Origin of the sequence: Collinsella sp. SGI.095 (genome assembly GCF_050314535.1) — a bacterium.
GTDB lineage: Bacteria > Actinomycetota > Coriobacteriia > Coriobacteriales > Coriobacteriaceae > Collinsella.
Genome location: NZ_JBNPNG010000005.1, coordinates 42149 through 68264 on the forward strand (window position 1 = coordinate 42149; position 26116 = coordinate 68264).

Annotated in this window: 28 protein-coding genes; 9 read left to right on the plus strand and 19 right to left on the minus strand. The window is 57.9% G+C overall.

Translation table 11 applies throughout. The annotated features are described in order from the left end of the window. Positions 1–95: 95 nt before the first annotated feature. The gene (locus tag ACQRCA_RS03215; protein ID WP_427718513.1) at positions 96–797 is read right to left on the minus strand and encodes an SdpI family protein; all 702 of its coding nucleotides are present in this window, start codon (positions 795–797) and stop codon (positions 96–98) included. Further along, positions 790–1068: an autorepressor SdpR family transcription factor gene (locus ACQRCA_RS03220; RefSeq protein ID WP_154517353.1), complete on the minus strand. Its 279-nt coding sequence runs from the start codon at positions 1066–1068 to the stop codon at positions 790–792. Before ACQRCA_RS03220 ends, ACQRCA_RS03215 begins: the two co-directional genes overlap by 8 nt. Positions 1069–1529: 461 nt before the next feature. On the opposite strand from ACQRCA_RS03220, the gene ACQRCA_RS03225 reads away from it, so the two are divergent. After that, positions 1530–2327 carry a tRNA threonylcarbamoyladenosine dehydratase gene (locus ACQRCA_RS03225; RefSeq protein ID WP_427718516.1) on the plus strand — a complete coding sequence of 266 codons (798 nt, stop codon included), beginning with the start codon at positions 1530–1532 and terminating at the stop codon, positions 2325–2327. A gap of 14 nt (positions 2328–2341) precedes the next feature. Then, positions 2342–3124, plus strand: a complete 783-nt coding sequence (locus tag ACQRCA_RS03230) for a TatD family hydrolase (protein WP_427718519.1) — start codon at positions 2342–2344, stop codon at positions 3122–3124. Positions 3125–3205: 81 nt separating this feature from the next. Here ACQRCA_RS03230 and ACQRCA_RS03235 read toward each other — a convergent pair whose 3' ends face one another. From ACQRCA_RS03235 to ACQRCA_RS03295, 13 genes are all read right to left on the minus strand, one after another. Then, positions 3206–4723 (minus strand): FGGY-family carbohydrate kinase, encoded by a 1518-nt coding sequence (locus ACQRCA_RS03235; RefSeq protein WP_427718521.1) that lies wholly within the window; start codon positions 4721–4723, stop codon positions 3206–3208. Positions 4724–4729: 6 nt separating this feature from the next. Further along, the gene (locus ACQRCA_RS03240; protein WP_427718523.1) at positions 4730–5539 is read right to left on the minus strand and encodes a BtpA/SgcQ family protein; all 810 of its coding nucleotides are present in this window, start codon (positions 5537–5539) and stop codon (positions 4730–4732) included. Between the two features lie 33 nt (positions 5540–5572). Further along, a complete protein-coding gene (locus ACQRCA_RS03245; RefSeq protein ID WP_117735290.1) occupies positions 5573–6001 on the minus strand; it encodes a secondary thiamine-phosphate synthase enzyme YjbQ in 429 nt (142 codons plus the stop codon). Positions 6002–6003: 2 nt separating this feature from the next. Then, entirely contained in the window at positions 6004–6864 is an 861-nt protein-coding gene (locus ACQRCA_RS03250; RefSeq protein ID WP_427718524.1) for an amidohydrolase family protein, read from the minus strand. A 27-nt stretch (positions 6865–6891) separates the two neighbouring features. Continuing rightward, positions 6892–7692, minus strand: a complete 801-nt coding sequence (gene frlD / locus ACQRCA_RS03255; RefSeq protein ID WP_427718526.1) for a fructoselysine 6-kinase — start codon at positions 7690–7692, stop codon at positions 6892–6894. 121 nt (positions 7693–7813) lie between these two features. Beyond that, positions 7814–8677 (minus strand): PfkB family carbohydrate kinase, encoded by an 864-nt coding sequence (locus tag ACQRCA_RS03260; RefSeq protein ID WP_427718528.1) that lies wholly within the window; start codon positions 8675–8677, stop codon positions 7814–7816. Positions 8678–8691: 14 nt separating this feature from the next. Further along, a complete protein-coding gene (locus ACQRCA_RS03265) occupies positions 8692–9660 on the minus strand; it encodes an SIS domain-containing protein (RefSeq protein ID WP_427718530.1) in 969 nt (322 codons plus the stop codon). Between the two features lie 62 nt (positions 9661–9722). Then, complete coding sequence (locus ACQRCA_RS03270) at positions 9723–10574, minus strand: sugar phosphate isomerase/epimerase family protein (protein WP_427718532.1); 852 nt, start codon at positions 10572–10574, stop codon at positions 9723–9725. 1 nt (position 10575) lies between these two features. Then, on the minus strand, positions 10576–12159 hold the full coding sequence (locus tag ACQRCA_RS03275) for an amidohydrolase (RefSeq protein WP_427718533.1): 1584 nt from the start codon (positions 12157–12159) through the stop codon (positions 10576–10578). Between the two features lie 9 nt (positions 12160–12168). Then, a complete protein-coding gene (locus ACQRCA_RS03280; protein WP_427718536.1) occupies positions 12169–13632 on the minus strand; it encodes a YfcC family protein in 1464 nt (487 codons plus the stop codon). Between the two features lie 218 nt (positions 13633–13850). Further along, positions 13851–14594, minus strand: a complete 744-nt coding sequence (locus tag ACQRCA_RS03285) for a GntR family transcriptional regulator (RefSeq protein WP_427718539.1) — start codon at positions 14592–14594, stop codon at positions 13851–13853. Positions 14595–14744: 150 nt separating this feature from the next. Further along, positions 14745–15404: an HAD family hydrolase gene (locus tag ACQRCA_RS03290; protein WP_427718541.1), complete on the minus strand. Its 660-nt coding sequence runs from the start codon at positions 15402–15404 to the stop codon at positions 14745–14747. A 64-nt stretch (positions 15405–15468) separates the two neighbouring features. After that, positions 15469–16311: a Cof-type HAD-IIB family hydrolase gene (locus tag ACQRCA_RS03295; protein WP_427718544.1), complete on the minus strand. Its 843-nt coding sequence runs from the start codon at positions 16309–16311 to the stop codon at positions 15469–15471. Positions 16312–16800: 489 nt separating this feature from the next. Between ACQRCA_RS03295 and ACQRCA_RS03300 the strand changes: the two genes are divergently transcribed. The 3 genes from ACQRCA_RS03300 to ACQRCA_RS03310 all read left to right on the plus strand — a co-directional run bounded on the left by ACQRCA_RS03300 (position 16801) and on the right by ACQRCA_RS03310 (position 19669). After that, a complete protein-coding gene (locus tag ACQRCA_RS03300; RefSeq protein ID WP_427718547.1) occupies positions 16801–17691 on the plus strand; it encodes a hypothetical protein in 891 nt (296 codons plus the stop codon). A gap of 63 nt (positions 17692–17754) precedes the next feature. After that, entirely contained in the window at positions 17755–18372 is a 618-nt protein-coding gene (locus ACQRCA_RS03305; RefSeq protein WP_427718549.1) for an ATP-dependent Clp protease proteolytic subunit, read from the plus strand. Beyond that, positions 18365–19669 (plus strand): VirD4-like conjugal transfer protein, CD1115 family, encoded by a 1305-nt coding sequence (locus ACQRCA_RS03310; protein WP_427718552.1) that lies wholly within the window; start codon positions 18365–18367, stop codon positions 19667–19669. Before ACQRCA_RS03305 ends, ACQRCA_RS03310 begins: the two co-directional genes overlap by 8 nt. Before the next feature lie 141 nt (positions 19670–19810). Here ACQRCA_RS03310 and pgi read toward each other — a convergent pair whose 3' ends face one another. Then, positions 19811–21505 carry a glucose-6-phosphate isomerase gene (gene pgi, locus ACQRCA_RS03315; protein WP_117817172.1) on the minus strand — a complete coding sequence of 565 codons (1695 nt, stop codon included), beginning with the start codon at positions 21503–21505 and terminating at the stop codon, positions 19811–19813. Positions 21506–21704: 199 nt separating this feature from the next. Beyond that, positions 21705–22208: an iron-containing alcohol dehydrogenase gene (locus ACQRCA_RS03320; RefSeq protein ID WP_427718555.1), complete on the minus strand. Its 504-nt coding sequence runs from the start codon at positions 22206–22208 to the stop codon at positions 21705–21707. Positions 22209–22443: 235 nt separating this feature from the next. Here ACQRCA_RS03320 and ACQRCA_RS03325 point away from each other — a divergent pair, with 235 nt between their 5' ends. Together ACQRCA_RS03325 and ACQRCA_RS03330 are read left to right on the plus strand one after the other, a co-directional pair. Then, positions 22444–24015 (plus strand): DNA repair protein, encoded by a 1572-nt coding sequence (locus tag ACQRCA_RS03325; protein WP_427718558.1) that lies wholly within the window; start codon positions 22444–22446, stop codon positions 24013–24015. Next, entirely contained in the window at positions 24008–24433 is a 426-nt protein-coding gene (locus ACQRCA_RS03330) for a hypothetical protein (RefSeq protein ID WP_427718560.1), read from the plus strand. Before ACQRCA_RS03325 ends, ACQRCA_RS03330 begins: the two co-directional genes overlap by 8 nt. 20 nt (positions 24434–24453) lie before the next feature. Here the strand turns inward: ACQRCA_RS03330 and ACQRCA_RS03335 are convergent, their stop codons facing one another. Beyond that, positions 24454–24672: a heavy-metal-associated domain-containing protein gene (locus ACQRCA_RS03335; RefSeq protein ID WP_427718562.1), complete on the minus strand. Its 219-nt coding sequence runs from the start codon at positions 24670–24672 to the stop codon at positions 24454–24456. Between the two features lie 178 nt (positions 24673–24850). Between ACQRCA_RS03335 and ACQRCA_RS03340 the strand changes: the two genes are divergently transcribed. Continuing rightward, a complete protein-coding gene (locus ACQRCA_RS03340; RefSeq protein WP_427718684.1) occupies positions 24851–25051 on the plus strand; it encodes a DUF3793 family protein in 201 nt (66 codons plus the stop codon). Between the two features lie 46 nt (positions 25052–25097). Continuing rightward, entirely contained in the window at positions 25098–25235 is a 138-nt protein-coding gene (locus ACQRCA_RS03345) for a flavodoxin domain-containing protein (protein ID WP_427718565.1), read from the plus strand. Positions 25236–25351: 116 nt separating this feature from the next. On the opposite strand, the gene ACQRCA_RS03350 is transcribed toward ACQRCA_RS03345, so the two are convergent. Next, the gene (locus tag ACQRCA_RS03350) at positions 25352–26104 is read right to left on the minus strand and encodes an amino acid ABC transporter ATP-binding protein (protein ID WP_022094423.1); all 753 of its coding nucleotides are present in this window, start codon (positions 26102–26104) and stop codon (positions 25352–25354) included. Between the last annotated feature and the right edge of the window lie 12 nt (positions 26105–26116).

The following is a 26116-nucleotide window of genomic DNA, read 5'->3' on the forward strand; positions in this document are numbered from 1 at the left end:
CGAAAAAGGGGCACGGTTACCCATACCCCCTAATACTACCTGGGAAAAGTCCCCCGGAACATACTATGAACTGCGTACGCTAGTTTTCCGCAACCTTAACGAGCAGCTCGCTGCGATTTGCGCCACAGCAGATACGAGTAGACGTAGACAACTCCGACAGAACCAAACGCCAGAACCGCAATCACCGCGGCGACAACTTCACTTGAAAGCACGCTACCCGCAACGCCCATCACAATCAGACCAACACCCAGCACCATAAAGCAGGCACCGCCAAAACGCTGCGTACGGCGCCAGTTCTCGGGATCGGCAAGCGCCCAGGGCGTCTTGATACCGAGCGTATAGTTCTGCTTCACACGCGGCAAGTAGTTGCCTACGCCAATGAACAGCAAACCGACAGCACCGGAAATCAGCACGTTGACCGAACCGACCGCCGGCACCACGCCCCAGACCGTAAGCTCTCCCAGCCAGCTTATACCACAAATGAACAGGGTGAAGGCGATTACGAAGCCCTGATAGAACTTACCCGAGGTTCGATATGCCTCACCTTTGGGATCGATGCGCGGCACCACGTAGAACATTGCGAGAAGCACCAGGGGCAGCACGCCGTGCGCGGAGGCCATCCAGCTAGGACCCCAACCGTCAACGCCGTTCGCGCCCCAGTGCGTGGGAATCTGCGCAGGCAAGCTCGGCATCACCATAAGGTGCGCTACGATATTGGCGACGCACAGAGCGACCAGCGCGATCCACACGCGTGGCGATACCCCCGTGGCGTGAATGCCCTTGTTTTCGTTATTCATCCTTATCACCTTCAGTGTTTGTAAAGCCCATAAACCAACCGATCAAGTCCTGCATGACGGTGGTGTTTAAGCTGTAAACGATGTTTTGGCCATGACGTTCATCGGTCACCAACCCGGCGTTTTTGAGCGTCGCCAAATGATGGCTCAACGACGGCTTGCTGATGTCAAAATGCTCGGCAAGCTCCCCAGCCGTGCGGTCGCCCTCGCGTAGTAGTTCCAAAATACGCCGCCGCGTAGGATCGGCCAGCGCTTTAAAACCCTCTCCCGGCATAGGACCTCCTCTCATCATTTCGTTCGACGCGCACACTATACTCGATATTTAGATGTTTGTCTAATTATCTAATACATCCGCATCTATAGAACATTTGTTCGTATTTAGCTACAATGGAAGTTGAAGCAGATGGGCCAGCTCCCTCTATCCGAGAAGGAGATGGACTATGAGTATCGACGATGTCCTGACGTTGTTATTGCTTGTAATCGCGGCTGTGGAGCTCGGCATCCACATTGGAGGTCGAATGAAATAGCCGCCCCCGCGTAATGCGAAGACGGCCACTTCTCACGCCATAAACGTGTTTCGGAGTTGGCTAACCCGCGGCAACGGGCGCCATCTGCTTTAATCTTATGCGAATCCCAATCCCATTTCAACAAACCCCAAGGGTTCAAATGGAATCGTGATAATACCTATAATGGCGATAGCTAAAACACGATTCGCTTCCCCATCGGAGGATATTTATGACCGAAACCGTTGCCGCAGCCGCCATCGAGACACGCGACACCAAGCTCGAGATCATCATGGGCCGCGAGGCACTCGATAAGCTCGCCGATGCTACGGTGCTGGTGCTCGGCTGCGGAGGTGTGGGCTCCAATTGCTGCGAGGCACTCGCCCGCGGCGGCATCGGTCATTTCGTCATTCTGGACAAGGACATCATCGCGCCCAGCAATATCAATCGCCAGGCCATCGCCTTCCACAGCACCGTCGGCAAGCGCAAGGTAGACGTGATGGAAGCCATGATTCGCGATATTAATCCCGCCGCCACCGTTATCAAGCGCACCGAATACCTGTTGAGCGACAACATCGACGAGTTCTTTGCGAGCGTTTTTGAGCAGACGGGCGGTAAGCTCGACTACGTCGTCGACGCCATCGACACCATCTCGGCCAAGCTCACCATTGCCAAATATGCTCAGGACCATGACATTCGTTTGGTTAGCTCCATGGGCGGGGCCAACAAGCTCCATCCCGAGTGCCTCCGCTTTGCCGACATCTTCGATACGGTACGTGACCCCATGAGCCGCATTATGCGCAAAGAATGTAAGAAGCGCGGAATCAAGAGCCTACATGTATTGTTTAGCTGCGAGGAATCGGTTAAGACTCAGCCCCGCGACCCTTCCAATATCCACGAGCGTACCGAGCTGGGAACCGCCAGCTTTATGCCGCCCATCATGGGTCAGATGATTGCCGGCGAGGTTATCCGCCAGATCAGTGGGCGCGGCACCGAGCGCGTGCGCGCCGATGGCCAGCGCCTGGACTAGCGGAGCGTGCCGAGATGGAGCCCCGGTTAATTGATGCACACTGCCATCTTGATTTGATGGCTTACCCGAATGCTGTTGCCGACGAAACTGCGGCTATAGGGCTGGGGGTCTTTGATTGCGGGGTCGACCCGCGCGACTTCGCGGCAGCAAAAAAGCGGGCCAGCCGCTACCCAAACATTATCGCGGGCGTCGGGCTCCATCCCTGGTGGCTCGCCGACGGCCGCTGCGGTCCTGCCGAAATCAATCTGCTTTGCGAAGTTGCTGCCCAAGAGCGCTACGTCGGCGAGGTGGGGCTCGACTTTTCCGCGCGCTTCGCCGGAAGCGAACCGCTTCAAATGCAGGCACTTGACCGGCTCTGCGATGCGCTCGTGCAGTGTCCTCTTGCCGGGCGCGTGATATCAATTCACGCCGTTCGTTCGGCAGGAGCCGTACTGGACGTCCTCGAATCGCATGGTTTACTCATCCCAAACCCCGACTCCCCCGCTATCATCTTCCACTGGTTTAGCGGTACTTCGGACGAACTCGCCCGCGCGCGTAATGCGAGCTGTTATTTTTCCGTCAACGAACGCATGCTCGCGTCTAAACGAGGACGCGAATACGCACGACAGATTCCGCTCAATCGTCTACTGCTTGAAACCGACGCCCCAGCCGAAGCAAACACAGAAACAAGCGCGCAGTCGCTCATCAAATCGCTCACAAGGACCTCGATGCGCATCGCCTCGCTCAAAAATTGTGACGCAAAGCGCATCGAATCGGCAGTTTTAGCAAATGCGCACTCTATTTTTGGCCTTCGCTAACCCCTGTGGGCAAAAATGCCAAGGGGCATGCGAATCGCACAACGCAGTCCCTATTTTGGAAGGCAGTACAATTCGGCAGCGTTACATCAATTCGTGCATGAGATCACGGTTGCGTGCATACAATTCGTCAAAGATATGACGGCGCGACGCATATAACTCGTGGGCAGCCATATCGGGCTCGATTGTTTGCGCAACGCCAAGGACTCGGGCGAGTTCATCCCATGATGCATAGGCACCACCTGCGAGAGCTGCCATGATGGCATCACCGAAGCAGGCACCCACCGTAACCTTGGCAACCGAGACCTCGCGCCCGCATACGTCGGCGATAGCTTGCATCCAAACTGGATTCTTGGTTCCACCTCCGACAAGCATAATGCGCCCAATTGGCAGTCCATGCTCTCGCTCGATAATGTCGACATGGGATGCAACGGTATACGCGACGCCTTCCAAGGCGGCACGAACCATATGGGCTCGCGTATGCCTTCCGGTCAGGCCAAAGAAGACGCCACGCGCCTCGGGATCGTTGAGCGGAGTACGCTCCCCCGCAAAGTACGGCAGACACAGGAGCCCATCGGCACCCGGCGCCACATCGGCGGCATCATGCGCCATAACCGAATATGCATCGGGGCCACCGTGGCCCTCGGCCTCTACGGCGTCGCGATACAGCTCTTGGCGCAACCACGATGTGAGTGCACCCGCCGTATTGGTCCCCGCGCAGATCCCGTAAGTTCCGGGAATGATAAACGTCCCTGGCCACAGGCGGGCATCATCGACCATATGATCAGCTAGGTAGATGAAATACGCCGTGCTTCCCAACTGAACCATCATATCGCCAGGACGGAATACACCCGTCGAAATGGCCTCGGCACCAGAGTCGCCCGTTCCCACTAAGACAGGTGTCCCTGCCGCGAGCCCCGTCGCCTCAGCCGCGCGCTGCGTAATCACCCCGGCAATATCGGTAGCCGACATTACCTCCGCCATCTGGTCAGGCCGGCAGAAACGAGCACATTCCCGAGCATCAACCTTCCAAGTGTAGCGGTCGTATAGGGGAAGAAAATCCTCCGCCAAATAACGGTCCACCGTAAAACGCCCCGTCAACTTCGCGCACAGAAACGATGACGCCGTCAGGAACTTCGCGGCACGCTCATGCATTTCGGGCATATTCTCCTTAAACCACAAGATCTTGGGAGCAATATCTGACGAACAGGGATCGTGCCCGAAAAGCTCGCGTGCGCGGTCTGACCCATATTCAGAAAGAATCTCGTCAATCTGCGGCTTCGAACGTGCATCGACTCCATACAAAATCGCGGGCGCCAGCGCGTTGCACTCGGTATCGACCGGCACGCAGTCGCAACCCAATGCGGAAAGGCCCACGCATCCGATCTGCGCCGCGTTAACCCCCGATCGCACCACCAGCTCGCGCGACAAGCGACAAAAATCACCCCACCAAACTGCCTCCGCATCATGCTGGTACCATCCGTCACGCGGGTTGTCCGTCTCGTGTCCACAAGAGGCTTGGCAAACGATGTTGCATCGATCATCGATTAAAACGCCTTTAGAGGCGCTTGTCCCAATATCAATACCCAGATAGAACGCCATGAGCGCCTACTCCCCTCGCGCCGTACGAGCGGCAGCCATAAAACGAACCACCCGCTCAACATCAACCGGGGCATCCAGCTTTCCATCGCGCTTTAAGCACGTGCCGACAAACGCGCCATCGTAGTGAGCAAATACGTCAGTCACGGTATTTTCGCGACAACCGGTGCCACATACCACAGGTACTCGGCCAACACGCTCGCGGACCTCATCGGCAAGCTCGCCCGAAGCGCCACGACCGGCAGCCGAGCCGCCGATGACCATCGCATCCGGTAGGCAATTAAAGAGAAGTGAATCGGCAATGTCCGAAGTCGTGCGGTCGTTGAGATAAACCTCCCCCTCGCTCGTAATGAAGTGAAAAAGCTTGAGGTCGTCCAAGCGCAATGCCGCCTTGCGACGCATGGTGTGAGCGAAATCTCGGTTTATCAGCCCGAGATCACCGGCCCAGGCACCGCAAAAATTGCAGCGCGTGAACTGCGCATCTACGGCAGCGCACAGCTCGATTGTGGCATCACCATCGTAAATAGCCTCAGCTCCCCAAGGAGTCGACAGATCATAGGATAGAGCCCCGATTATATAGCCCATCGATGCAAGGGTTGAGGGAGAAACGTGCTGCTCGTAGGGCATCGAGAGCTCATTGGTAATCAAAATGCCATCGACACCGCCCTGCTGCAACGCCTCGAGATCGCGCTTGGCGGCTTCCACGACCTGCGACACGCTTCCGCCTGGGTAATACAGTGGATCGCCCGGCAGAGGACGCAGGTGCAGCATTCCGATAACCGGCTTTTCGGTCTTGAACATCGAGGTTAGAAACGACATAACATGCTCCTTCATAGGGTTATTGCAGGAACGTTACTCCCCCAGCACTTCGACGTACACTTTTCGCTTCTGCGGACCGTCAAACTCCGCAAGATAGATGTTCTGGGCACCTCCACACACGATGTGGCCATCTTGGACGGGAAAGAAGCAACTGTTTCCACAAATCATGCTCTTGATATGCCCACAGGAGTTGTTGCCGGTGGCTCCATAGCTCGGCAGGAAGTGTGCATGCGCATAGGGGGCATCGAGCGGGGCGATGCGATCAAGCGTCTCCATAAGATCCGTCTCCACGCAGGGCAGTCCCTCGTTTACCACGATTCCACAGGTCGTATGCGACAAAATAATTGCTGCCAAGCCATTCGTCACCGAGCTGCGTTCGATGGCAGCGTGCACGTCCTCGGTAATATCGATGAACTGGTCCGGAGCAGTCGATAGATAGCTCAATGTCTCGAGCGTCACCATGTTCACTCATCCCCTTCAAGAAAACGCAGGGCATTACCCCAGTAGAGCCTTTCTCGCGCATCATCGCGCATGGACACGGTATCGAGCGCCCGCTTGAGTTTGAACGCACGGAAACGCGGCGTATTGCTGGCGAACATCACTTGATGCGATAGCGCGCGCTCATACCACAGCGGCCCCATATCGACCGTGAAAAGACGCTGCATCATCTCCTCGGGCGAATCGATGTAAGTGATAGAGGTGTCCGTGTAGCAGTTGGGATACTTGAGCAGCATCGCCACGGTCTCGCGTACCCAGGGCCAGCCAAAGTGGGTCAAACTAAAACGCACATTTGGATGCGTTGCGATTGTGTGCTCAAATGCAAGCGGGTTACTGCGCGAGAGCTCTGCGCCCGGCTCCCAAGACATACCGGCATGGAAAACCACCGGCTTGTTATAGCGCCCGCACAGCTCGTAAAGCGGCTCAGCCACAGCATCATCGGGGTCAAAACCTTGCTTTGCCGGATGCAGGCAAAGCCCCTTTGCCCCCAGCTCGGTAAAGGCGCGCTCCAATTCGCCTGCGGCACTGCTCACCCGCGGATCTACGCTCGCAAATCCCCACAGACGATCGGGATGCGCGGCAACCAGCATGGCAATCTGGTCATTGGTGCCAAAATGCCCTCCGCATGCCGTGGTTACATCGAGCGGCATGAGCAAGCTCTTCTGCACATCGCAGACATCCATCTCAACTTGAAGCTCGTCCCAATCCATGGGACCCATATGCCCCATACCAAATTCTCGTGACCAAAAACCGAATCCATCAGGCTCATCACCCGGCGTACAGATCTCGCCGTAGAGCATGGGCTGAACCAACATGTCGATAACCACTTCGTACTCCTTTCCAGGCATTTGACCCTAGTACGGCTCAAACGAACCAATCACTCGGGACGACAGCTCGGCGCCCGCCTTCATACACGCCGGAATATCAAGGCCATCGATCACGCCCTTGGTAAACCCGGCAATATACGAGTCGCCGGCGCCCACGGTGTTAACGACCTTCTCCGCCGGTACGATCCCGCACTCATAGAAGCGCTCACCGTTATAGGCAATGCTTCCCTTCTCGCCAAGCGTGGCGACCGCAACGCGCGGTCCCAATTCCTGCACGTGGCGTACCCAGTCTCGCAGCTCCGGAGTGTCCTCTTCAAACGACATAAATGCGTAGTCAACGTAGGGGAAATGATTCTCGCAGGCATATTCGGGATCCTGGCTGAACACCGAGAAGTCCATTACCACCGTCTTGCCCGCATCATGCCATTCGGGCAAGAGGTCCAAACAATTGCCAAACAGGTCAGTATGAATGATGTCATGCTCTAGAATAAACGCCCGGTCGTCTTCATTCGGTCGATATGTCTCCATTACGCCATCGATTGCCTCGAGATGTACGCGATCGACGCCGTCTTTCAACGCCATGAGCATCACCGAGGTGTCGCCATCCTCCACCCGCAGATGTGAGATATCGAACCCCTCAGCGGCCAGCGCCTCTCTCATCTTGTCTCCGTACTCGTCCTTGCCGACAACCGACACGGCGGATACCGAAACGCCCATTCGTGCAAGATGGATACCCCAGTCAATGCCATTACCAGTCGGATAGAATACGCCGATGTTTTGATAGACGTCCGCACAGCAAAAACCAGCTGCGCACGCTTTAATACCCATGGTCTTCTCCAATGTTCAAAAGGGGGCCCACCACATGGCGAGCCCCCTTTTCGCGTTTCGCTTATTGTTTTGCGTCGGCTGTCCAAGGCCTCATAGCCAGACCGTCGTACGCTTTCTTAAGCTATTCGACGATTGGTGCTCCGTGGCCCCAAGAACCTTCCATGCCGCACACGGTCGAGGCAAACCCGGCAGCAAAGTCGAGCGCGCGCTCGATGGCCTCGGGGCCATCCTCACCACGCTTGGCGGAATCGAGATAGCACATCAAAAACGAGGTGAGGAACGAGTCGCCCGCCCCCATGGTGTCCTTCATGTCCGTTACCGGTTTAGCCAGCTGGCGGTAATAACGCTCGCCGTCGTAAGCAATGCAGCCCTCGGCGCCCGCCGTAGCCGACACAAAACGCGGACCCAGGCCCTTCACCCATGCCAAACGCTCGCGAATCTCGTCCTCACTCGCAGCATCCGCCGCACTAAAGAAAGCAAAATCAACGTAGGGCGCAATCTGCTCGTAGTACTCGTCGGTAGAGTCGTCCGAAAAGTCAAAAGAGACCGTGACGCCCGCAGCCTTCAGCTTGGGCAGCTCGCGCTCGGTAAAGCAATAGTTGCCCGAATGAACCACATCGAACTGCTTCATGTACGAAAGGTCAAAGCGATCGAGAACATAGCGCGCATCGCCACGGATACCGCCCTCGTTGGAGCCGAGGAAGACACGGTCACCGTCGACGACGGTCACACGAGCCGCTCCGTTCTCGCCAATCATCTGCTCGCACTTGTCAAGCTCGATACCCTCATCCTCGAGGCTTGCAATGACATGCTCGGCAGCGGCATCATTGCCAAAAATGCCCATGTATGCGGAGCGTGCGGCACCGCATTTCTTGGCATAAACGGCGAAGTTCACCGCATTGCCGCCAGGATACATGGTGTGGATATGCTCGTAGCGATCGACGACGTTATCGCCAAATCCGAGCGCGTTAACGTTAAATGCCATGGCCTTTGTCCCTTCTAGTACTCGACAACGCCCATGTAGCGACGGAAATCGGGATCATGGTCAAACACCTTGCCGCGTGCGGCACGCAGCTCACAGTTCATGGCGTAGAACAGCACCGGGTCCAGATAGGCACGAACGCTCGCCGGTACGGCTTCCATACCGTACTCCTTGGCATCGAGCACCATCAGCGTATCGGTATGCGTCTTAAGGAACGCCAGGGCGCGCTCGTCCATAGCACGGCACTCGCTGGAGCCCATCTGCAGGAAGTAAAAAACGCCATCCTGAGTAGCCTCGAAGGGGCCATGGAAGTACTCGGCAGAGTGGATGTAGCTGCAGTGCTGCCACTGCATCTCCATAAGAGAGCAGATAGCGAAACCGTAGGTCTGGCTAAAGTTGGGACCGCTGCCCAGAATATAGAAGAATTCGTGCTCCTGGCAAAGCTTGGCAAAGCGATCACCCAGCTCGGCATTTACCTTCTCGCGTGCCGGGGGAAGGATCTTATCCATCTCGGCAATACCGGCATACATATCGGCAAGATCGGCGTAGCCCTCCTGCTGATCGAGCAGCTCTGCCGCAAGCGACAGCGAAATGCCAGCGGGAACCTCGGCCTGCGGCACGCCCTCGCCCCACGGGTAGACCCACGTGGTCCATTTACCGGTGTCGATCTTAGACCCAGCGTTGTCAGTCTGGGCGATCACCGTAGCGCCAGCAGCAAGGGCAATCTCGCAGCCCTCGACGACCTCCGGGGTGTTGCCACTGTGGCTACAAGCGATGACCAGGGACTTCTCGCCCAGACGACGCGGACGCATGATATCGAACTCGCGAGCCGTATAGATATACGAAGTGAAGGCGGTTGCCTCGCGTTGCAGAAGCTCATGAGCCGGGATCAAATCGATCATGGAGCCACCGCAAGCAATCCAGTAGACGCTGTCGAACTTGCCCTTCTCGGCAATTGCCTCTTTAATCAGATCGTGTGCGTTCATATCCAGTTCCTTTCTTGTTTGGCCCGCAACCAATGACGTTGGTTGCGTGGCCGATAGTTGTTTTAGTCAATCAGATATTTCTCGAATGCGGCCATGTTCTTGGCATCTGCCGCCGCCGGGTCATCGTAGTAACGACCGTCCGTGATTTCCTGGCCCAGCATGCCGTCGAAACCATGGGCATTGAGCGTGGCGACGAAGGCGTCCATATCGTGCTTGCCATCGCCCCACACCAGATGGCCATACGGGTCACCGTCGATAAAGTGCATCTCGTGAATTACACCATCACCAAAGGCGGCAAACCAGTCCTCGAGCGTCTCGCCTGCAACGCCCATCGCAGTTGTATCAACCATGGGCTGTAAGTACGGGCTCGCGACCTCATCAATCATGCGCTTCGCATCGGAAACCGTCGTCACAAGGTTACTCTCCTCGGGACGCAGGCTTTCCATCGTAAGCACCAGACCGTGCTCGCCGGCATACTCCGCTAGAATGGACAAGTGCTCGCGACTGCGCTTCCAGGCTTCCTCGCGGTCCTCGTCCCAGTCGCCCCAGCCCGAGTTGACGGACATACGGTCGCACCCAAGTACCTCGGCAAGCTCAATGCCGTGCTTAAAGTACGCCAGGCTGCGCTGTTCGTGCAGCGGTTTGCGTGCGCAGTACTGCCAAGGATAGATAACATTCTCGGGGCACAGAGTACGATACCTAAGCCCGCGGTCTGCAGCCTTTTTCGCCAGGACCTCAGCCTCAAAGTAGCCCGTGTGGTCGAGCGTCACATGCGGCTCTGCACACCACAGCTCAATGGACTCAAAGCCCAAGCGCTGCTGCACATCAAGGAAGTAATCGAGCGACCACATGATGTAGTGGATATTCATGCCCGCAATCTGTTCGCGGCGCAGCGTCGGTTTGGATTCAGACATCTTATGCCTCCTTATTTCGATCGAACACGATTCGTCCGTCCGACATCGTCATATCAACCGCAAGATCGCGTGCGTCGCGATAATCAAGGTCGAACACATCCCGATCGAGCACGCAGATATCGGCAAGCTTGCCAACCTCGAGCGTACCCAGCTCGTCTTCGCGCATCAGGTCGTACGCGCCCCCGGCAGTCCAAGCGCGCAAGAGCTCGACAAGCGTCAGCGCGTTGACCTCATTCACGGGCAGTCCGTCGTCGAAGTATCCGCCGCACGCACTGTAGATTGACTCGCCCAAGCTCGGAATCAACAGCGGCAAATCCGTGCCGCAGCACACTGTGCATCCGGAATCTTCCATACCGCGGCGATTCCAGCTGTGCAAAAGTCGCGTCTCGCCAATTTGTCGACGCATCATCGACAGGCAATCCTCGCGCCGGTCCAGCGTCAGAATCTGCGGATAGACCTCGCAAATTCCACCTAACTTGCCAAACTCGACAAGATCGGTCGGATCAGAGTTCTCGAGATCGGTAATCGCATGGCGGCGAAGCATCCGTCCATGCTCGTCTCGAGGCAGCGAGGCATAGAGCGCCACGGTGCGACGAACGGCGCCATCGCCCTGGCAATGCAAGGAATATCGGAAGCCGTCAGCATCAATTGCACGCAGCTCGTTCTCAATCAGCTCCCACTCTGGCTCCTCGACGACCGTCTTGCCTGCAGCGCCCGCATCGGCCGTGTCCTCATAGGGGTCAATCATCTCGGCAAGCCCCGCCCATACGCCGCGATCGGTCATACGGTTGAAGCCGGAAAAGCGAACGAACGGTCCCCGGAAGCGCTCTCGCGCCTCGCGGGCATATGCCAGATTTGCACCGGCACCCACCGGCTGCGACATCATAGAGACGCGAACCGTCAGCTCACCAGATTCCTCACGGCGAGCCATTTCGTCGGCAAAGCCGTAGTAGTCATCAAACGCCATCTCCTTGATGGCGGTAACGCCGCGCTCGTTAAGCATGCTCATGTAGTCCGAATACCCCGCACGTACCTCGGGCAGCGCGAGGAAATCGCTCATCATGCGCCAGATCTTCTCGGCATAGCACGCCTGGGGTGTGAAGCCGTATCGCGCGCTGGCGGCAGCATTGAGAACACAGGTCTCCGCGCCCGGTGTAAAGCAGACGACGGGGATATCGCCAAAACAATCGTCAAACACAGCTGCCGTATTTGCGTTCTCGGCATCCGATGCCAACGTTTCGGGTAGGTTGTGGCCAAAAGCCGCCACGCAATCCGGATGATCTTCTTTCCATGCACGCAAGAGCGACACGGCCTCTTTGGCATCAGCGATGCCGGACAGATCAGGCCCCAACGTCCGCAGCGCCCAGCCTGTATAGAAGGTATGCACATCGATCAGGCCAGGCATGACGGTGCGGTCGCCAAGGTCAACTACCTCGTCCGCCTGGGTCAAATACGAAGCTACCTCACACTTGGTGCCAACGGCCTCAATTCGATTGCCACGGACCGCTACGAAACCTTCAAACGGCAGGTCCCCCGTACCGGTAAAGACGCTCTCAGACATCAGGACCGTCAAACGATCAGACATCACAACCACCTACACCGGAAGCATGCCAGAGATTGCCGTTACGATCAGACCAAAGACGACCATGAAAATGAAGAACTTCCAAATGGTCTTCCACCATTGGCCAAACGAAATCTTAGCCACGGCAAGGCCGGCGACCGTCATGCCCGCCACGGGGCTAATGGTGTTGATGGTCTGGTTGGCAAACTGGAGCGCGGTGACGGCCGCCTCGGGATTGAGGCCCATGAGTTCGGTCAGAGGGCCCATAACGGGCATGGTAAGCGCCGCCAGGCCAGAACTCGAGGGAACCAGCAAAGAGAGCAGGCCAAGGACGATATACATAAACGTGGTGTAGACGGCGGCGGGTGCACCGGCGAGCGCAGTAGCGAGCGCCTGGAGAATGGTGTCGATGATCATGCCGCCCTCGGCGATGACCAGAATACCGCGAGCGATACCGATAACGATGGCAGCGTACGCAAAGTCGGCGAGACCTTTAACGAACTCCTCAGCAATCGTCTGCTGGTCAAGACCGCCCAGGATACCGGCAAGCAAGCCCATGCCAAGGAACACGGCGGAAATCTCATTCATGTACCAACCCTGGGTAACAAGACCCCAGACGATAATGCCCATACCGCAAGCAAAATCGATAAGCACGAGCTTCTGACGGATAGTGAACTCTTCCTCGATGGAGGCATCGGTCACGGAAAACTCGATACGCTTGAGCTTATCGTCCTCGTATGTAATGGACGACTCGGGGTTTTTCTTGACGCGCATGGCGTAGCGCATGGCCCATGCGATACCGACGGCAGTGAAGATGACCCAAGAAACGGCGCGCAGCCACAGTTGCGGATTGCCCTCGATACCAATGATGCCTTGGGCGATCAAAACATTAAATGGGTCGATGGTCGAGGCACAATATCCCAGGTTAGGACCAAGGAAGCAGATGATGAATGCCGTCATCGAGTCATACCCGATGCCCATCATGATGGGAATGAAGATGGCATAGAACGGCAGGGCTTCCTCAGACATACCAAACGTAGTGCCGCAAATGGACAGCAACGTCATCGTGATGGGAATGATGAGGATGTCCTTGTTCTTGAGCTTTTTAATCACACGGCTCATGCCGGCATTCAAAGCGTTGGTCTTGGTAATGACTGCGAACGATCCGCCAATCAATAAGACGAACGCAACGACGTCGGCAGCCTCCTGGATGCCCTTAGTGGGCGCTTGCAGGACCGCGAAGATATCCTGGCCCAGATTGATGGTCTCGCCGGTCTCGGAATCGGTGTAGTTCTTATCGACCTGTTCATAGGTTCCAGCAACGGCGACTTCACGCTCGCCCGCCGCTGTCGAAATCGTCTTGCGCTGATACTGACCAGAGGGAACGATCCAAGTCAGGACCGCAAAGACAACGATCAGCAAGAACATGATCGTATAGACATGCGGTAATTTGAACTTAAAACGTCTGTTTGTCTTCTTCGCCTTCGTATCTGACATAGATACCTCCAAAGAACTCGAGAATGCATCGCATCTCGCCTCAACGCTTGCACAAAGCAAACGTTCTATGACGTTCTATAGATTACCAGCAGCTTTTCTCGTCATCAAGATTATTTCAAACTGATTGTCGCGACACGGTTGAATGGTTGCGTTCGCGCCGTGAACGGTATGGAGACGCCCGGTGAGATGATCCACCGGGCGTCTCCATTCGCAATATCCTAGATGTCAAAAACGTAGCGAGACCCAACGATCCGCTGACGACCGATGATAAACGGCCGCCGCTGCTCATCGAAAAAGAAGGCTTCCATATAAAACAAGGGTTCGCCAACGGGAACTGCCAACAGCCGAGCGACCTCGGGCGATGCGCACGCGATCTCGAGCGTGCACGGGTCGGTAAACGCGGGCGTGCGGCCCGTCCGGTTGCGCACGAGCTCAAAAATGGATTGGTTAGATAGAGGTGCCGTTGATAGATAAGCGTTGTCCTCGTAAACGTATATGTTGTTCTCGAGCATGACGGGGACCCCATCGGCAGTACGCACACGCTCAACGCAAATCAAATCAGTTCCAACGGGAACACCAAAGAACTGCGCTTCGGTGGAATCCGCCGGCAGTATCTTTCTCGAAATGACGCGCGCCCCCGCCTCCATTCCGTTAACGCGGCATGCGTCCGAAAAACTCTGGACGTCATCCTTCTGGCGAATCTTGCGCTTAAGCTTGGGGGCATTGACAAACGTGCCTTTCCCCTGTCGCTTCGTTAGATAGCCCTGCTGGACGAGCTCCTCAATAGCGCGTCGCACGGTAACGCGGCCAACTTTATAATTCTCAGCCAATTCGAATTCGTTGGGTATCCGCGCGCCCGCCTTGTAGGCACCGGAGTTAATTTCGTTTTTAATGATATCGATAACCTGTTGGTACAGCGGTATCGCTGCTTTACCGTCAGTTAGCCCTTCAGTCGGTGGCATATACCTTCTCCCAGCACAATTAAGTCTAAAGCGGGCCCAAGGGCATTCAGCAAGTCCTTAAGCCCGCATTAGCATTAAGTATGCTTGCTGCCGCACCAAAATGTCGGGTTTTTACTCATCTGACCCGAAAAACGCGCAACTACCACGCTCCTAAGAAAGCGTGAGCAGCTCCGGCAGCTGGTCGATAATCTTGTCCGCGGCATCTTGGCTAAAGCCGAAGCGTTCCTCGCGCTTGGCAATGACCGTCAGGCCGGCTCGCTTGCCGGCAGTGATACCAGGCACCGAATCCTCGACGCAGCAGCAGCGATTCGCGGGCAGTCCCAGCAGGTCCAGCGCATGCAGGTAGATGTCGGGCTCGGGCTTGCTCTCCTTAAACTGCTCGCCGCTCACCACATACTCAAAGGCATCCGACAGCCCGCACGCATTGAGCACTTCCTGGATGCTATCCATGGGAGACGAGCTGGCAAGCGCCACGCGAACGCCGCGGCGCGGCAGCTCTCGAATCGTATCCACGGCGCCTGGGTTAATCAAAGCCTGATAGTCGCGCGGACGCTTATGCGCCCACTCGTCCCAACGGGCCAACGCTTCCTCGCCAGATAAATGCCCCTTACCGGCGCGCTCAAACCAATCGACCAGCATATGCAGGAAGAACTGATGTGAGGTACCGACCTGCCCGTTCAACTCCTCTTGAGTCAGGTTAAGCCCAAGCTCCTTGGCAAACGCGGCAGTCTCGCCCAGGTAGTAATACTCGGTATCGACAATGACGCCGTCCATGTCAAAGATAACGGCTTCGAACGGAAATGCGGACACGGCACCCTCCCTAACAAAAGGGCGCCTGTAAGCAGGCGCCCGAACCATGCATTAATCGGCGATTCTAACCCAGCAGCTTATCCAGCGCCACCGCAATGCCGTCTTCGTTGTTATTGGCAGTCACCATCTGGGCCACGGCCTTAACCACGTCAACCGCGTTGCCCATGGCAACACCGGTGCCGGCCCACTCAATCATGGACTTGTCGTTCTGGCCGTCGCCAAAAGAGACGACCTCGCTGGCATCGATGCCGAGCTTGGGCAGGGCACCCTCGAGCGCGCGGGCCTTGTCGATACCGGACGCCGTAAACTCAAAGTACCAGTCGGCCGTAAACATACCCGAAAGCGTCTGAGTAAAGGGCGCATACATCTCCTCGTGATGCGCTTGCAGATAGGCCGGGTCGCCCGCAGTGAGCAGCTTGTCCACGGGATAAGTGTCCACGACCTCATGCAGGCTCTCCACCTCGCGAATCTTAAGATCGCACGCGTCGCGTTCATACTTGACGATATTCTTCTGCGAGCCATCCGGCAGCGTAATCATGCAGCGGTACGAATCCTCGACATGCAGATCGCGACCGAGTGAAATCATAGGGATCACGTCGAAATTGCGCAGATGATCAATCAGGCGATGCAATTCATCGGTAGGCATAGCCTGATCGAACAGCACCTCGTCGGTCTGGGCATCGACGACGTGAGCGCCATTAAAGGCCACCAGCAGACCGTCATGGTTTTGAAGGTCGAGCTCCTGCGCCAAGGCGTGCAGCCCCCATGCGGGACGGCCCGAAGCCAAAATGAGCTTAATGCCCGACTCCTGCGCCGCGAGCAGCTTCTCGCGCGTACGCGGGCTGATGACCTTTTGGTCGTTGGTGAGCGTACCGTCGATATCCATTGCGATGGCTTTGATTGCCATATGCGCCTCCTTGCATCGTTTTTATCGCGCACTATCTTATCCGAGCCGGGGCACGTTCGCACAGCGCACGTATGACGGTTGCAAAACCACCCCATTTGAAACAAAGGCAAAAAAGTACTTGCAAAGACGCGTTCCGACATATAAGTTGATAAAAGACCGCCGTTGCGGTTTTAAGTAGATCGAGCATATGAAGTTTGAGTTTTAGCGTGTAAGAGAAGGAAGATCGGCAAAGTACAACCCCAAACGTAATGACAACTTAATGAGGTAACTGCCACATGTGAGGCACCTAGGGCATTGCTGTCTCGATTTTGAGCACGATGCCTTCCGCCTTGCATGGGCCGTTCCATCCCGCCCCTGCAGCAACTGTCTCACGGGCTCATTGAAAACCGCATAGCACCCCAACGTCAGCACATCACCCACGGCAAGCACATCACTCACGACAACCAACACATCAACAAACAGCACGAACATCAACCGATTGGAGAAGCTATGACAAACCACCACGCTGAAGACGGCGATAAGAAAAGCATTCTGGATGCCCGCATTGAGCGAGCATATGCAAACGAATATGACGCCGCCTTTGCCGCCGCGACCATCAAGAACTACGCGTCGCTACCGCTCGCGACGATCTTGGCCGACCACCCTCAACTGCTGAAGCGCTGCACAAAGATCATGGGCGACCCCGACATTCGCAAGCTGACAGACCCCTATGCCCCAAAACGCGGCAACGATTCGTACGTTCTTGCCGTAGGCTGCCTAGCCCATATGCTTACGGCGCTCGACACGAAACTCAAGCTCGAATGGGAACCCGACGAGCGTCATGAACTCGAAAGCAAGCGGAACACCCTGCGCACCGCACTGTTCCTTCCGTTGGACGGCCTCAAGCGCTGCAACGTCGAGCTCAATACACAGGCGCGGCAAAAGCCCGGGACCACGGGGCAGAAAACTCCAAGACCCCATGCGGCCATCGTCGACCGCAACCGATATAACCGCATGACCGCGCACTTTTCCGCCGAGGGAGCAGCCATAAGGACGCTGATCGACCTGCTGTGCCTCCTGAGCATCAACGAGCTATTTGAGGGCTATCTCGCCCTTGTTCCCGCGACGGCACCCAAGTCGGTAGCAAAGATCATCGAGACCTGCAGACGCCAGTTTGAGCGCCATCGCAATGGCAGCGAGATGAACGCCAGCATCGCGCAGTACTACGCGGCTCATTACAAAAATGACGGATGTGCCCCTGTCGAGCATCAGCTGCGGCTCGCCTACACCACGCCCGTCGCAACGCTCCATCGCTTTGGAGCCCTTGGCGCTTGCGAGCCGTACGAACAGGCAGCCTGCCCCACAACCGAGCTCGATCTCAGGCTCGGACGAACCCTGTAGCCCGCCAGCCCCTCCGCGGGCAACAATCCTATTCCACAACACAACCAACAGAAAGGAGTCCTCATGGACACCAATCATTCCCCCATCATCAGCCCCCTCACCATGCGTGAATCCGCCCGAGGTATCACGCTCACCAGCATTTACGATGAGATGCTCGCCCGTCGCGAGCTCTCCGTCATGGGAAACATCGAAACCCCGATGGCCCACGACCTATGCCAGCAGATCCGCCTGCTCGATGCCGCCGACCCCAGCCGCCCCATCACCATATTTGTCGCCAGCGCCGGCGGAAGCGTGCGATCGGGTCTTGCGATCTATGACGCCATGCGCCTCGCATCGTGCCCCATCCGCACCGTCTGCCTGGAATTCGCCGCGTCCATGGGCGCCGTGATCTTTATGGGCGGCGACGATCGCCGTATGGCGCCCCATGCAGAGCTCATGATTCACGACCCGCTGATCCCCCAGGGGGCAGGCGGCTCGGCACTTGCGCTGCAGGAAACCAGCCGGCGTCTCATGCAGACCCGCAAGACCCTCACGCAAATCCTCTCGGACCGCAGCGGCCTCACGCCCAAGCGCATCCAGTCCCTCACCGCAAAAGACACCTACCTTTCGGCCGAGCGCGCCGTCGAGCTCGGCTTTGCCCACGAAATCCTCTCGACCACCAAGGAGGTCGCCCATGTCTAACCTCACCAGCCGCCTCGCCGCATCTGAGTCCGCATCGTCCACCATCCTCGCCAAGGATCGAATGCTTTCCTGCGACACCCGCCAAACGGGACTCAACAACAACGCACTTGTGATCGGCCCCTCGGGAGCCGGCAAGACCCGAAACGTCCTCAAGCCCAACCTGCTGCAAATGAACGCAAGCTACATCGTGCTCGACACCAAAGGCACGCTCTGTCGCGAAGTGGGACCCGTGCTGGCAGCCCACGGCTACCGCGTGCAATGTCTCAACTTCGCCGACCTCAACACCGTCCCGGCCCTTGCGCCCGGCATCGAGCGCTGCGGCTACAACCCCCTGAGGCACATTCGCCGCAAGGCGGACGGCAGGCCCAACCAGCAGGACATCCTCTCGGTGGCAAAGGCCATCTGCCCCATCGAGGACAACAACCAGCCTTTTTGGGATCATGCGGCGGCAAACCTGCTGTCGTGTCTTATCGCCTACGTCACCGAACAGCTACCCGCCGACGAGCAGACGATCAGCTCGGTCATCAAGCTGATCGAGCACCTGCAGGACGGTGCCACGGGTCGATTGTTTGACGACCTGATCACGATCGACCCCCAAAGCTATGCCCTCTCGCTATGGCGGCGCTACGCCATTACGCAAAATGCCGAGCGCATGCACGCGAGCATCGTCGGCATCCTTGCCGAAAAGGTCATGTGTCTGGGATTCGACGGTGCGGCACAGCTCTATCGTGAGTGCCATCAGGTGGACTTCGCTTCCATGGGACACACCCCCTGCGCCCTATTTGTAACCGTGAGCGATATTGACCGCAATCTCGATCCGCTGACCGGCCTCTTTATTTCGCAGGCGTTTATGGGCCTCATTCGTGAGGCCGATAGGCAGCCCGACGGCAGCCTGCCCGTGCCCGTGCGCTTTATGCTCGATGACTTCGCAAATCTGCAGATCCCCCAGATCGACAACGTGCTCTCGATTATCCGAAGCCGCAACATCTGGGCAACGCTGCTGCTGCAGTCGACCAACCAGCTCGATGCGCTCTATGGCGAGGCACGCGCACGCTCCATCATGGGCAACTGCGACACGCATCTGGTGCTGGCGTTCCAGGATCCCGAGAGTGCCCGGGTGTTTTCCGAACGCGCCGACGCGCTGCCCAGCACGCTCATGGCGACGCCGATCGATCGCTCGTGGCTCTTTGTGCGCGGCCACACTCCCGAACAGGTCGAGCGCTTTAGGCTCGAAGACCATCCGCTCTACGGGGAGCTGCCCGAGGCGCAGCGAGACCATGCGGAGGCCGAGATCTAGGCGCAGGGTTCTCGCGGCGCGCGGCGCCCCGGCGATGTTCCACAAAGGCCGTGCGCCCCGGGACTACGGCAAAGCAAAGGGGCCCGCATCCGATAGGATACGGGCCCCTGACTATAAGGCGCGATGCGTTAACAGCAGCGACTACTTACGATGCGCGCGATAGAACTCGATGAGCGCCTGGGTCGAAGCGTCCTGCTCGGCCTTGGCGGCGTCGTCGTGGAAGGCCGGGGTAATCTGCTTGGCAAGCTGCTTGCCCAGCTCGACGCCCCACTGGTCGTAGGAGTCGATGCCCCAGACCGTGCCCTCGACAAACGTGATGTGCTCGTACAGGGCGATGAGCTCGCCGAGTGCGAACGGGGTCAACGTATCGCCGAAGATCGAGGTCGTCGGACGGTTGCCCTCAAAGCAGCGGGCCGGGACGATCTGCTCGGGCGTGCCCTCGGCGCGCACCTCATCGGCCGTCTTACCAAAGGCGAGTGCCTTGGTCTGGGCCAGGAAGTTGCCCAGGAACAGCTCGTGAACATCCTGGCCGCTGTCGGTTGCGGGGTTGGCAGTGTTGGCGAAAGCGATAAAGTCGGCCGGGACCACCACGGTGCCCTGGTGCAGCAGCTGGTAGAAGGCGTGCTGGCCGTTGGTGCCGGGCTCGCCCCAGAAAATCTCACCGGTATCGGAGGTCACAGCGCTGCCGTCCCAGCGGACGTGCTTGCCGTTGGACTCCATGGTGAGCTGCTGCAGGTAGGCCGGGAAGCGGTGCAGGTACTGGCAGTACGGCAGCACGGCGTGGCTCTTAGAGCCGAAGAAGTTGACGTACCAGACGTTGAGCAGGCCCATTAGCGCGACAGCGTTGTTCTCGAGCGGGGTATTGCAGAAGTACTCGTCGATGGCGTGGAAACCCTCGAGGAACTGCTGGAAGCGCTCGGGACCGAGCACGACGATCAGCGACAGACCCACGGCGGAGTCGACGGAATAGCGGCCGCCGACCCAGTTCCAGAAACCGAAGGCGTTAGCGGGGTCGATGCCGAAGGCCTCAACCTTGTCGAGTGCGGTGGAAACGGCAACGAAGTGCTTGGCCACGGCCTCGGCGTTCTGCTCATCGGAGCCGTCGATGGCACCCTGAGCCTTGAGCTGCTCGAGCATCCAGGTCTTGACCTCGCGAGCGTTGGTGAGGGTCTCGAGCGTGGTGAAGGTCTTGGAGACGATAATCACGAGCGTGGTCTCGGGATCCAGGCCCTTGAGCTTCTCGGCCTGGTCGTTGGGGTCGATATTGGAGATATAGCGGCAGTCGATACCGGCGTCGGCGTAGGGACGCAGGGCCTCGTAGGCCATGACCGGGCCCAGATCGGAGCCACCGATGCCGATGGACACCAGATGCTCGATCTTCTTGCCGGTAACGCCCTTCCACTCACCGGAGCGCACGCGCTCGGCAAAGGCGTACATGCGGTCGAGGACCTCGTGCACGTCGGCGACGACGTCCTGGCCGTCGACGATGAGCTGGCCCTTCTCGCTTGCCGGACGGCGAAGCGCGGTGTGCAGGACGGCACGGTCCTCGGTGGTGTTGATGTGCTCGCCGGAGAACATGGCGTCGCGGCGCTCCTCGAGCTTCACCTCGCGGGCAAGATCGCACAGCAGCTTGACGGTCTCATCGGTCACCAGGTTCTTGGACAGGTCGAAGTGCAGGTCACCGGCGTCAAAGCTCAGCTTGTTCACGCGCTCTGCATCGGCAGCGAACCAGGCCTTGAGGTCGATACCTTCGGCCTCGAGCTTCTCCTGATGAGCCTCGAGCGCCTTCCAAGCGGCGGTCGACGTAGCGTCGATAGGTGCGGCAACAGTTGCCATAAAGTCCTCCTCAACATACGGGCGCAAACCTCCATGCACCCGGATAATCAGATGCCCCTATTCTAGCGCAGGTCAAGACCGTAATCAGCGAGCGTTGCCAATCCGCCCCCAAACGGCGACCGACCAAAAAGGGACAGGTTTATTTTGGCAGGTCAAACGCTTTACCTACCAAAAATAGCCCATCTCTTTATGGCAGACATTAGGCCGCGGCGCACACGCTGCCGAGCAGCTCGCGCAGAGGAGACCCAATGCCCTCAAGCAGTTCGGGCGCGATGATGGCAAAAACGGGAACCTCACCGGCCCCCACGACGGCAGGCACTTTGCCCTCCGAGACAATACATCCATAAGGGACAAAACCGTCTTCGCCGGCATCGAGCGCCGCCATGCGACGCGCGAGTTCGCGCGCAAAGCCAGCAGTATCGGCATCGCCGATCGCCAGGACAAAGTCCACGCCTTCGTCGGTCGCCAGGGCCACAGCTTCGTCGATCAGCTCGTCTCCCCCGTCGCCCTCAACCGAGCCGCAACGAAAAAGCACGCGCTCGAGCAGAGCTCGGTCAAGCGAGCCGAGCGCCGCCGAGACAAGCTCATCGCGCGTATGTTTGTCGCCACCCAGCACCACCAGCGCCTTGGTGCCGCCGTAGTGAGCGACCAATCGTCCACACCAGCGAGCCACGTCTCCATCCGCAACAAGGCGCGTCGGCATACCAAACCCATAGTTGACCATTATCCCCACAACCCTTCCGTGCTTTATGGTGGTATCGATCGTTAGGCTCATGCTACGAAGCGAGGTTTTCCGGGCTGTTTCGCGCTCTTTAGAGCTGCGTTAAAACCCGATGCAACCGCCCGACCATACCTGCCAAAAAGGGACAGGTTTGTTTTGGTCGGTCAAGCGTTTTACCTACCAAAATAAACCTGTCCCTTTTTGGCAGGTTTTGACGATGTCCGGACGAGCGGGTATTATCGAACATGCATTCGATAAGAACATGTGTTTGATGGGAGGACGCGTGGGGCACGGGCGTCACACCTATATCTGCATCGACCTCAAGACGTTTTATGCCAGCGTCGAGTGCGTCGACCGCGGGCTCGATCCGCTCACCACCCGCCTGGTCGTTGCCGACGAATCACGCGGGCGTACGACCATCTGCCTCGCCATTACCCAGGCCATGAAAGACCTCGGGATACACAACCGCTGCCGTCTGTTTGAGATTCCCGACGGCATCGACTACATCAAGGCCGTACCGCGCATGCAGCACTACATGGAGGTGTCGGCGCAGATCTACGGTATCTACCTGGAATACGTCAGTCCGCAAGACGTTCACGTCTACTCAATTGACGAGTGCTTTATCGACGTGACACCCTATCTAGAGCTCTACCATACCAATGCCAAAAGCTTTGCCTGCATGCTGCGCGATGAGGTCCTCGCGCGCACCGGCATCACGGCGACAGCCGGCATCGGCCCCAACCTATTCCAGGCCAAGGTGGCGCTCGACATTACCGCTAAGCACGTACCCAGCCGCATCGGCATACTCGACGACGAGACCTTTCGCAAGGAGATCTGGCCCCATCGCCCCATCACCGATATCTGGGGCATCGGCCCCGGCGTGGCAGCCCGCCTCGAAAAGTACGGGGTATACGATCTGATGGGCGTCGCCGCGCTCGACGAAAACCTGCTTTACGACGAACTCGGCGTCAATGCCGAGTATCTCATCGACCACGCCTTTGGGCGCGAGCCGACAACTATCGCCGATATTCAGGCCTATCGCCCGCAGGCAACTTCAACCACCACAGGACAAGTGCTCTCGAAGGGTTATGCCTACGAGCAGGCCTACACCGTCTTGCGCGAGATGGTCGATGCCGCCGTACTGGACTTGGTCGATAAGCACGTGGTCTGCGACAGCATCTCGCTCTTTGTGGGCTACGCGAGCGAGCGCGCCGACATACGCCGCCTCGACGCCAGCGGCACAGCGCAATATGTAGACGGATGCGGACATTTGCGTTCGAGCACGTCGAGCATCGAACCCGCCGCAACCGCCGGCCCCGAGCTCACACCCCGTGCACCCAAGCCCGTCCAGCGCGATGGCGAACGACGCCGTCTGGTGCGCGAGGCACAGGCAATCGACGGCATCTTTGTGGGAGAGCATGGCGGCAAACCGCGTGGCGGCTATGCCGCGCTCTTTGCGCACTCTAACGCTTCGCGCAAGCTGCCCGAGCGCACCAATTCGTTTAAGAAAATCATGGGCCATTTCGATGAGCTCTGGGCGCAGACCGTCGATCCCAAACGACCGGTCAAGCGCATCAATTTGGGCTTTGGCAACCTCATGCCCGAGGAATTTGCCACCATCGATCTGTTTAGCGATGTTAAGGCCGATGAACGCGAGCGTGACCTGGCCCGCGCCGTTCTGGCCGTGAAGGGCAAGTACGGCAAGAATGCCCTGGTCAAGGGATTAAGCTTTACCGCCGGCGCCACCGCACGCGAACGCAACGATCAGGTAGGAGGACACCGTGCCTAAGGCCCAACAACAGCCGATGCGGCCACCGACGCCTTTTGAACGCCTGGCGGACCCCGAGGGAAGACGTCGCTCCGCCGACCCCAAGCTCACCGCTAACGGTGCCGTTCGCGCCAACCGCGCCGCGCAGTTTATGCCCTTTGCCGCCCTCACGGGATACTACGAGCTCGTGCGCAAACAAGAGATCTCTGTTGAGCCCAAATGCGAACTCACGGAAGAAAAAGCCCTCGAGCTTTCAAAAAAGCTCGAGGGCCTCAAACGCGGCGACTTGGTGCGCGTTACTTATTACGATACATACGGCTATCGCAGCCGCACCGGCATTCTCGACGAAGTGCTCCCCGCGTTCAAGCTGCTCAAACTCCGAGACATCGCCATCGGCTTCGACGATATCCAAGACATCGAGCTGCGCGGCCGAGCCTAAGCGCAAGCGTACGCCCGGCCCTACGGCTTTATGACGTAATAGCCCGCATCCCTCACGGCAGCCTCAAGTACCTCACGATCGATCGGGTTTTTAGAACGGATGCACGCCGTGTGGTCTGTATACGTCACCGTGGCCCAAATGCCATCGAGAGCGTTGAGGGCGTTCGTCACATTTTGCGCGCAGCCGCGGCAGCTCATACCGCCAATAAGCAGCTCATCGCTATAGGGGTAGTGAGACACATCGGTGTCCGCGACCGCGACCCTCTTGATCTTCTTTCTGCCCGCCCCATCGCCGCAACAGCATGTGCCATGCGTCGATGCGACAATACGCCGGAATCCAAAAAAATAAGCCGGCGGCAATTACGGCAAGCACAATGATGTTTGCAGGGTTGAGCAAATCGTCCATATTGGTTATTTCCTGGGATATCCCTACGACGACGTGCACGAGTTTATCGTCCAGCGCGGCGAGAACTACGCGGTCTTTGGAGCTTGGAAGGTCTACACAAATGTCGAGCAAGCGCTTGCGACGTTCGAATCCTACCACGCTTGCACGCAGCGCCTCACCCATATCTATCAGCAGGGCCACAGCCTCGCAAAACTTGCCCAGGTAACCCGATAGAACATACAAACCGCGGCCGCACGCCGCACAACCGAAAGGAAAACATATGAGCAAGATCGCAGTCGTCTACTGGAGCGGCACGGGCAACACCGAAGCCATGGCAGACCTCGTTGCCGAGGGCGCGGCGTCGGCCGGCGCCGAGGCAGAGGCCGCCTGTCGCGCCCTTGGAGCCGAGCTCGCCTAACGGCGATAAGCTCCGCCCATACGCGGCTCTGCACCAAAACACATTCGCATCCCAACAAAAACGGAGCTGGATCCAAATCCAGCCCCGTTTTCTGCTATGTCAGCCACATAAAGCAGCTACGAGATGTTGCCCAAAAACGCCTTGGTGCGCTCGCTCTTGGGATGGTCGAAGACCTCGCTCGGCGTGCCCTCCTCCACGATAACGCCGCCGTCCATAAAGACGACGCGGTCGGCGACGTCGCGAGCAAAGCCCATCTCGTGCGTCACCACGATCATCGTCATGCCGTCACGCGCAAGATCGCGCATGACGCCAAGAACGTCGCGGACGAGCTCGGGGTCAAGCGCCGACGTAGCCTCGTCAAAGAGCATCACGTGCGGATTCATCGACAGGGCGCGGGCGATGGCCACGCGCTGCTGTTGACCGCCCGAAAGCTGGCTCGGCATAAAATCGATGCGCTCGGCCAGACCGACCTTGGTCAGCTCCTCGACGGCAATCTTCTCGGCCTCTTCCTTGCTGCGCTTGAGCACCTTTTGTTGCGCAAGCATGACGTTCTTTTTGACCGACAGGTGCGGGAACAGATTGAACTGCTGAAACACCATGCCCAAGTGCGTACGCACCTTATTGAGGTCGACGCCCTTGGCGCACACATCCACGCCCTCAACGACAATCGAGCCGCTCGTGGGCTCCTCAAGACGGTTAATGCAGCGAAGCATCGTCGACTTGCCCGAGCCCGAGGGGCCCAGGACCACGACGACCTCACCCTTGTGCACATCCAGATCGATGTCGCGCAGGACCACGTTATCGCCAAAGGCCTTCTGGAGATTCTTGATGCTGACGACGACCTCGTTCGAGTTATTGGTTTCGCTCATAATAGAACCTCC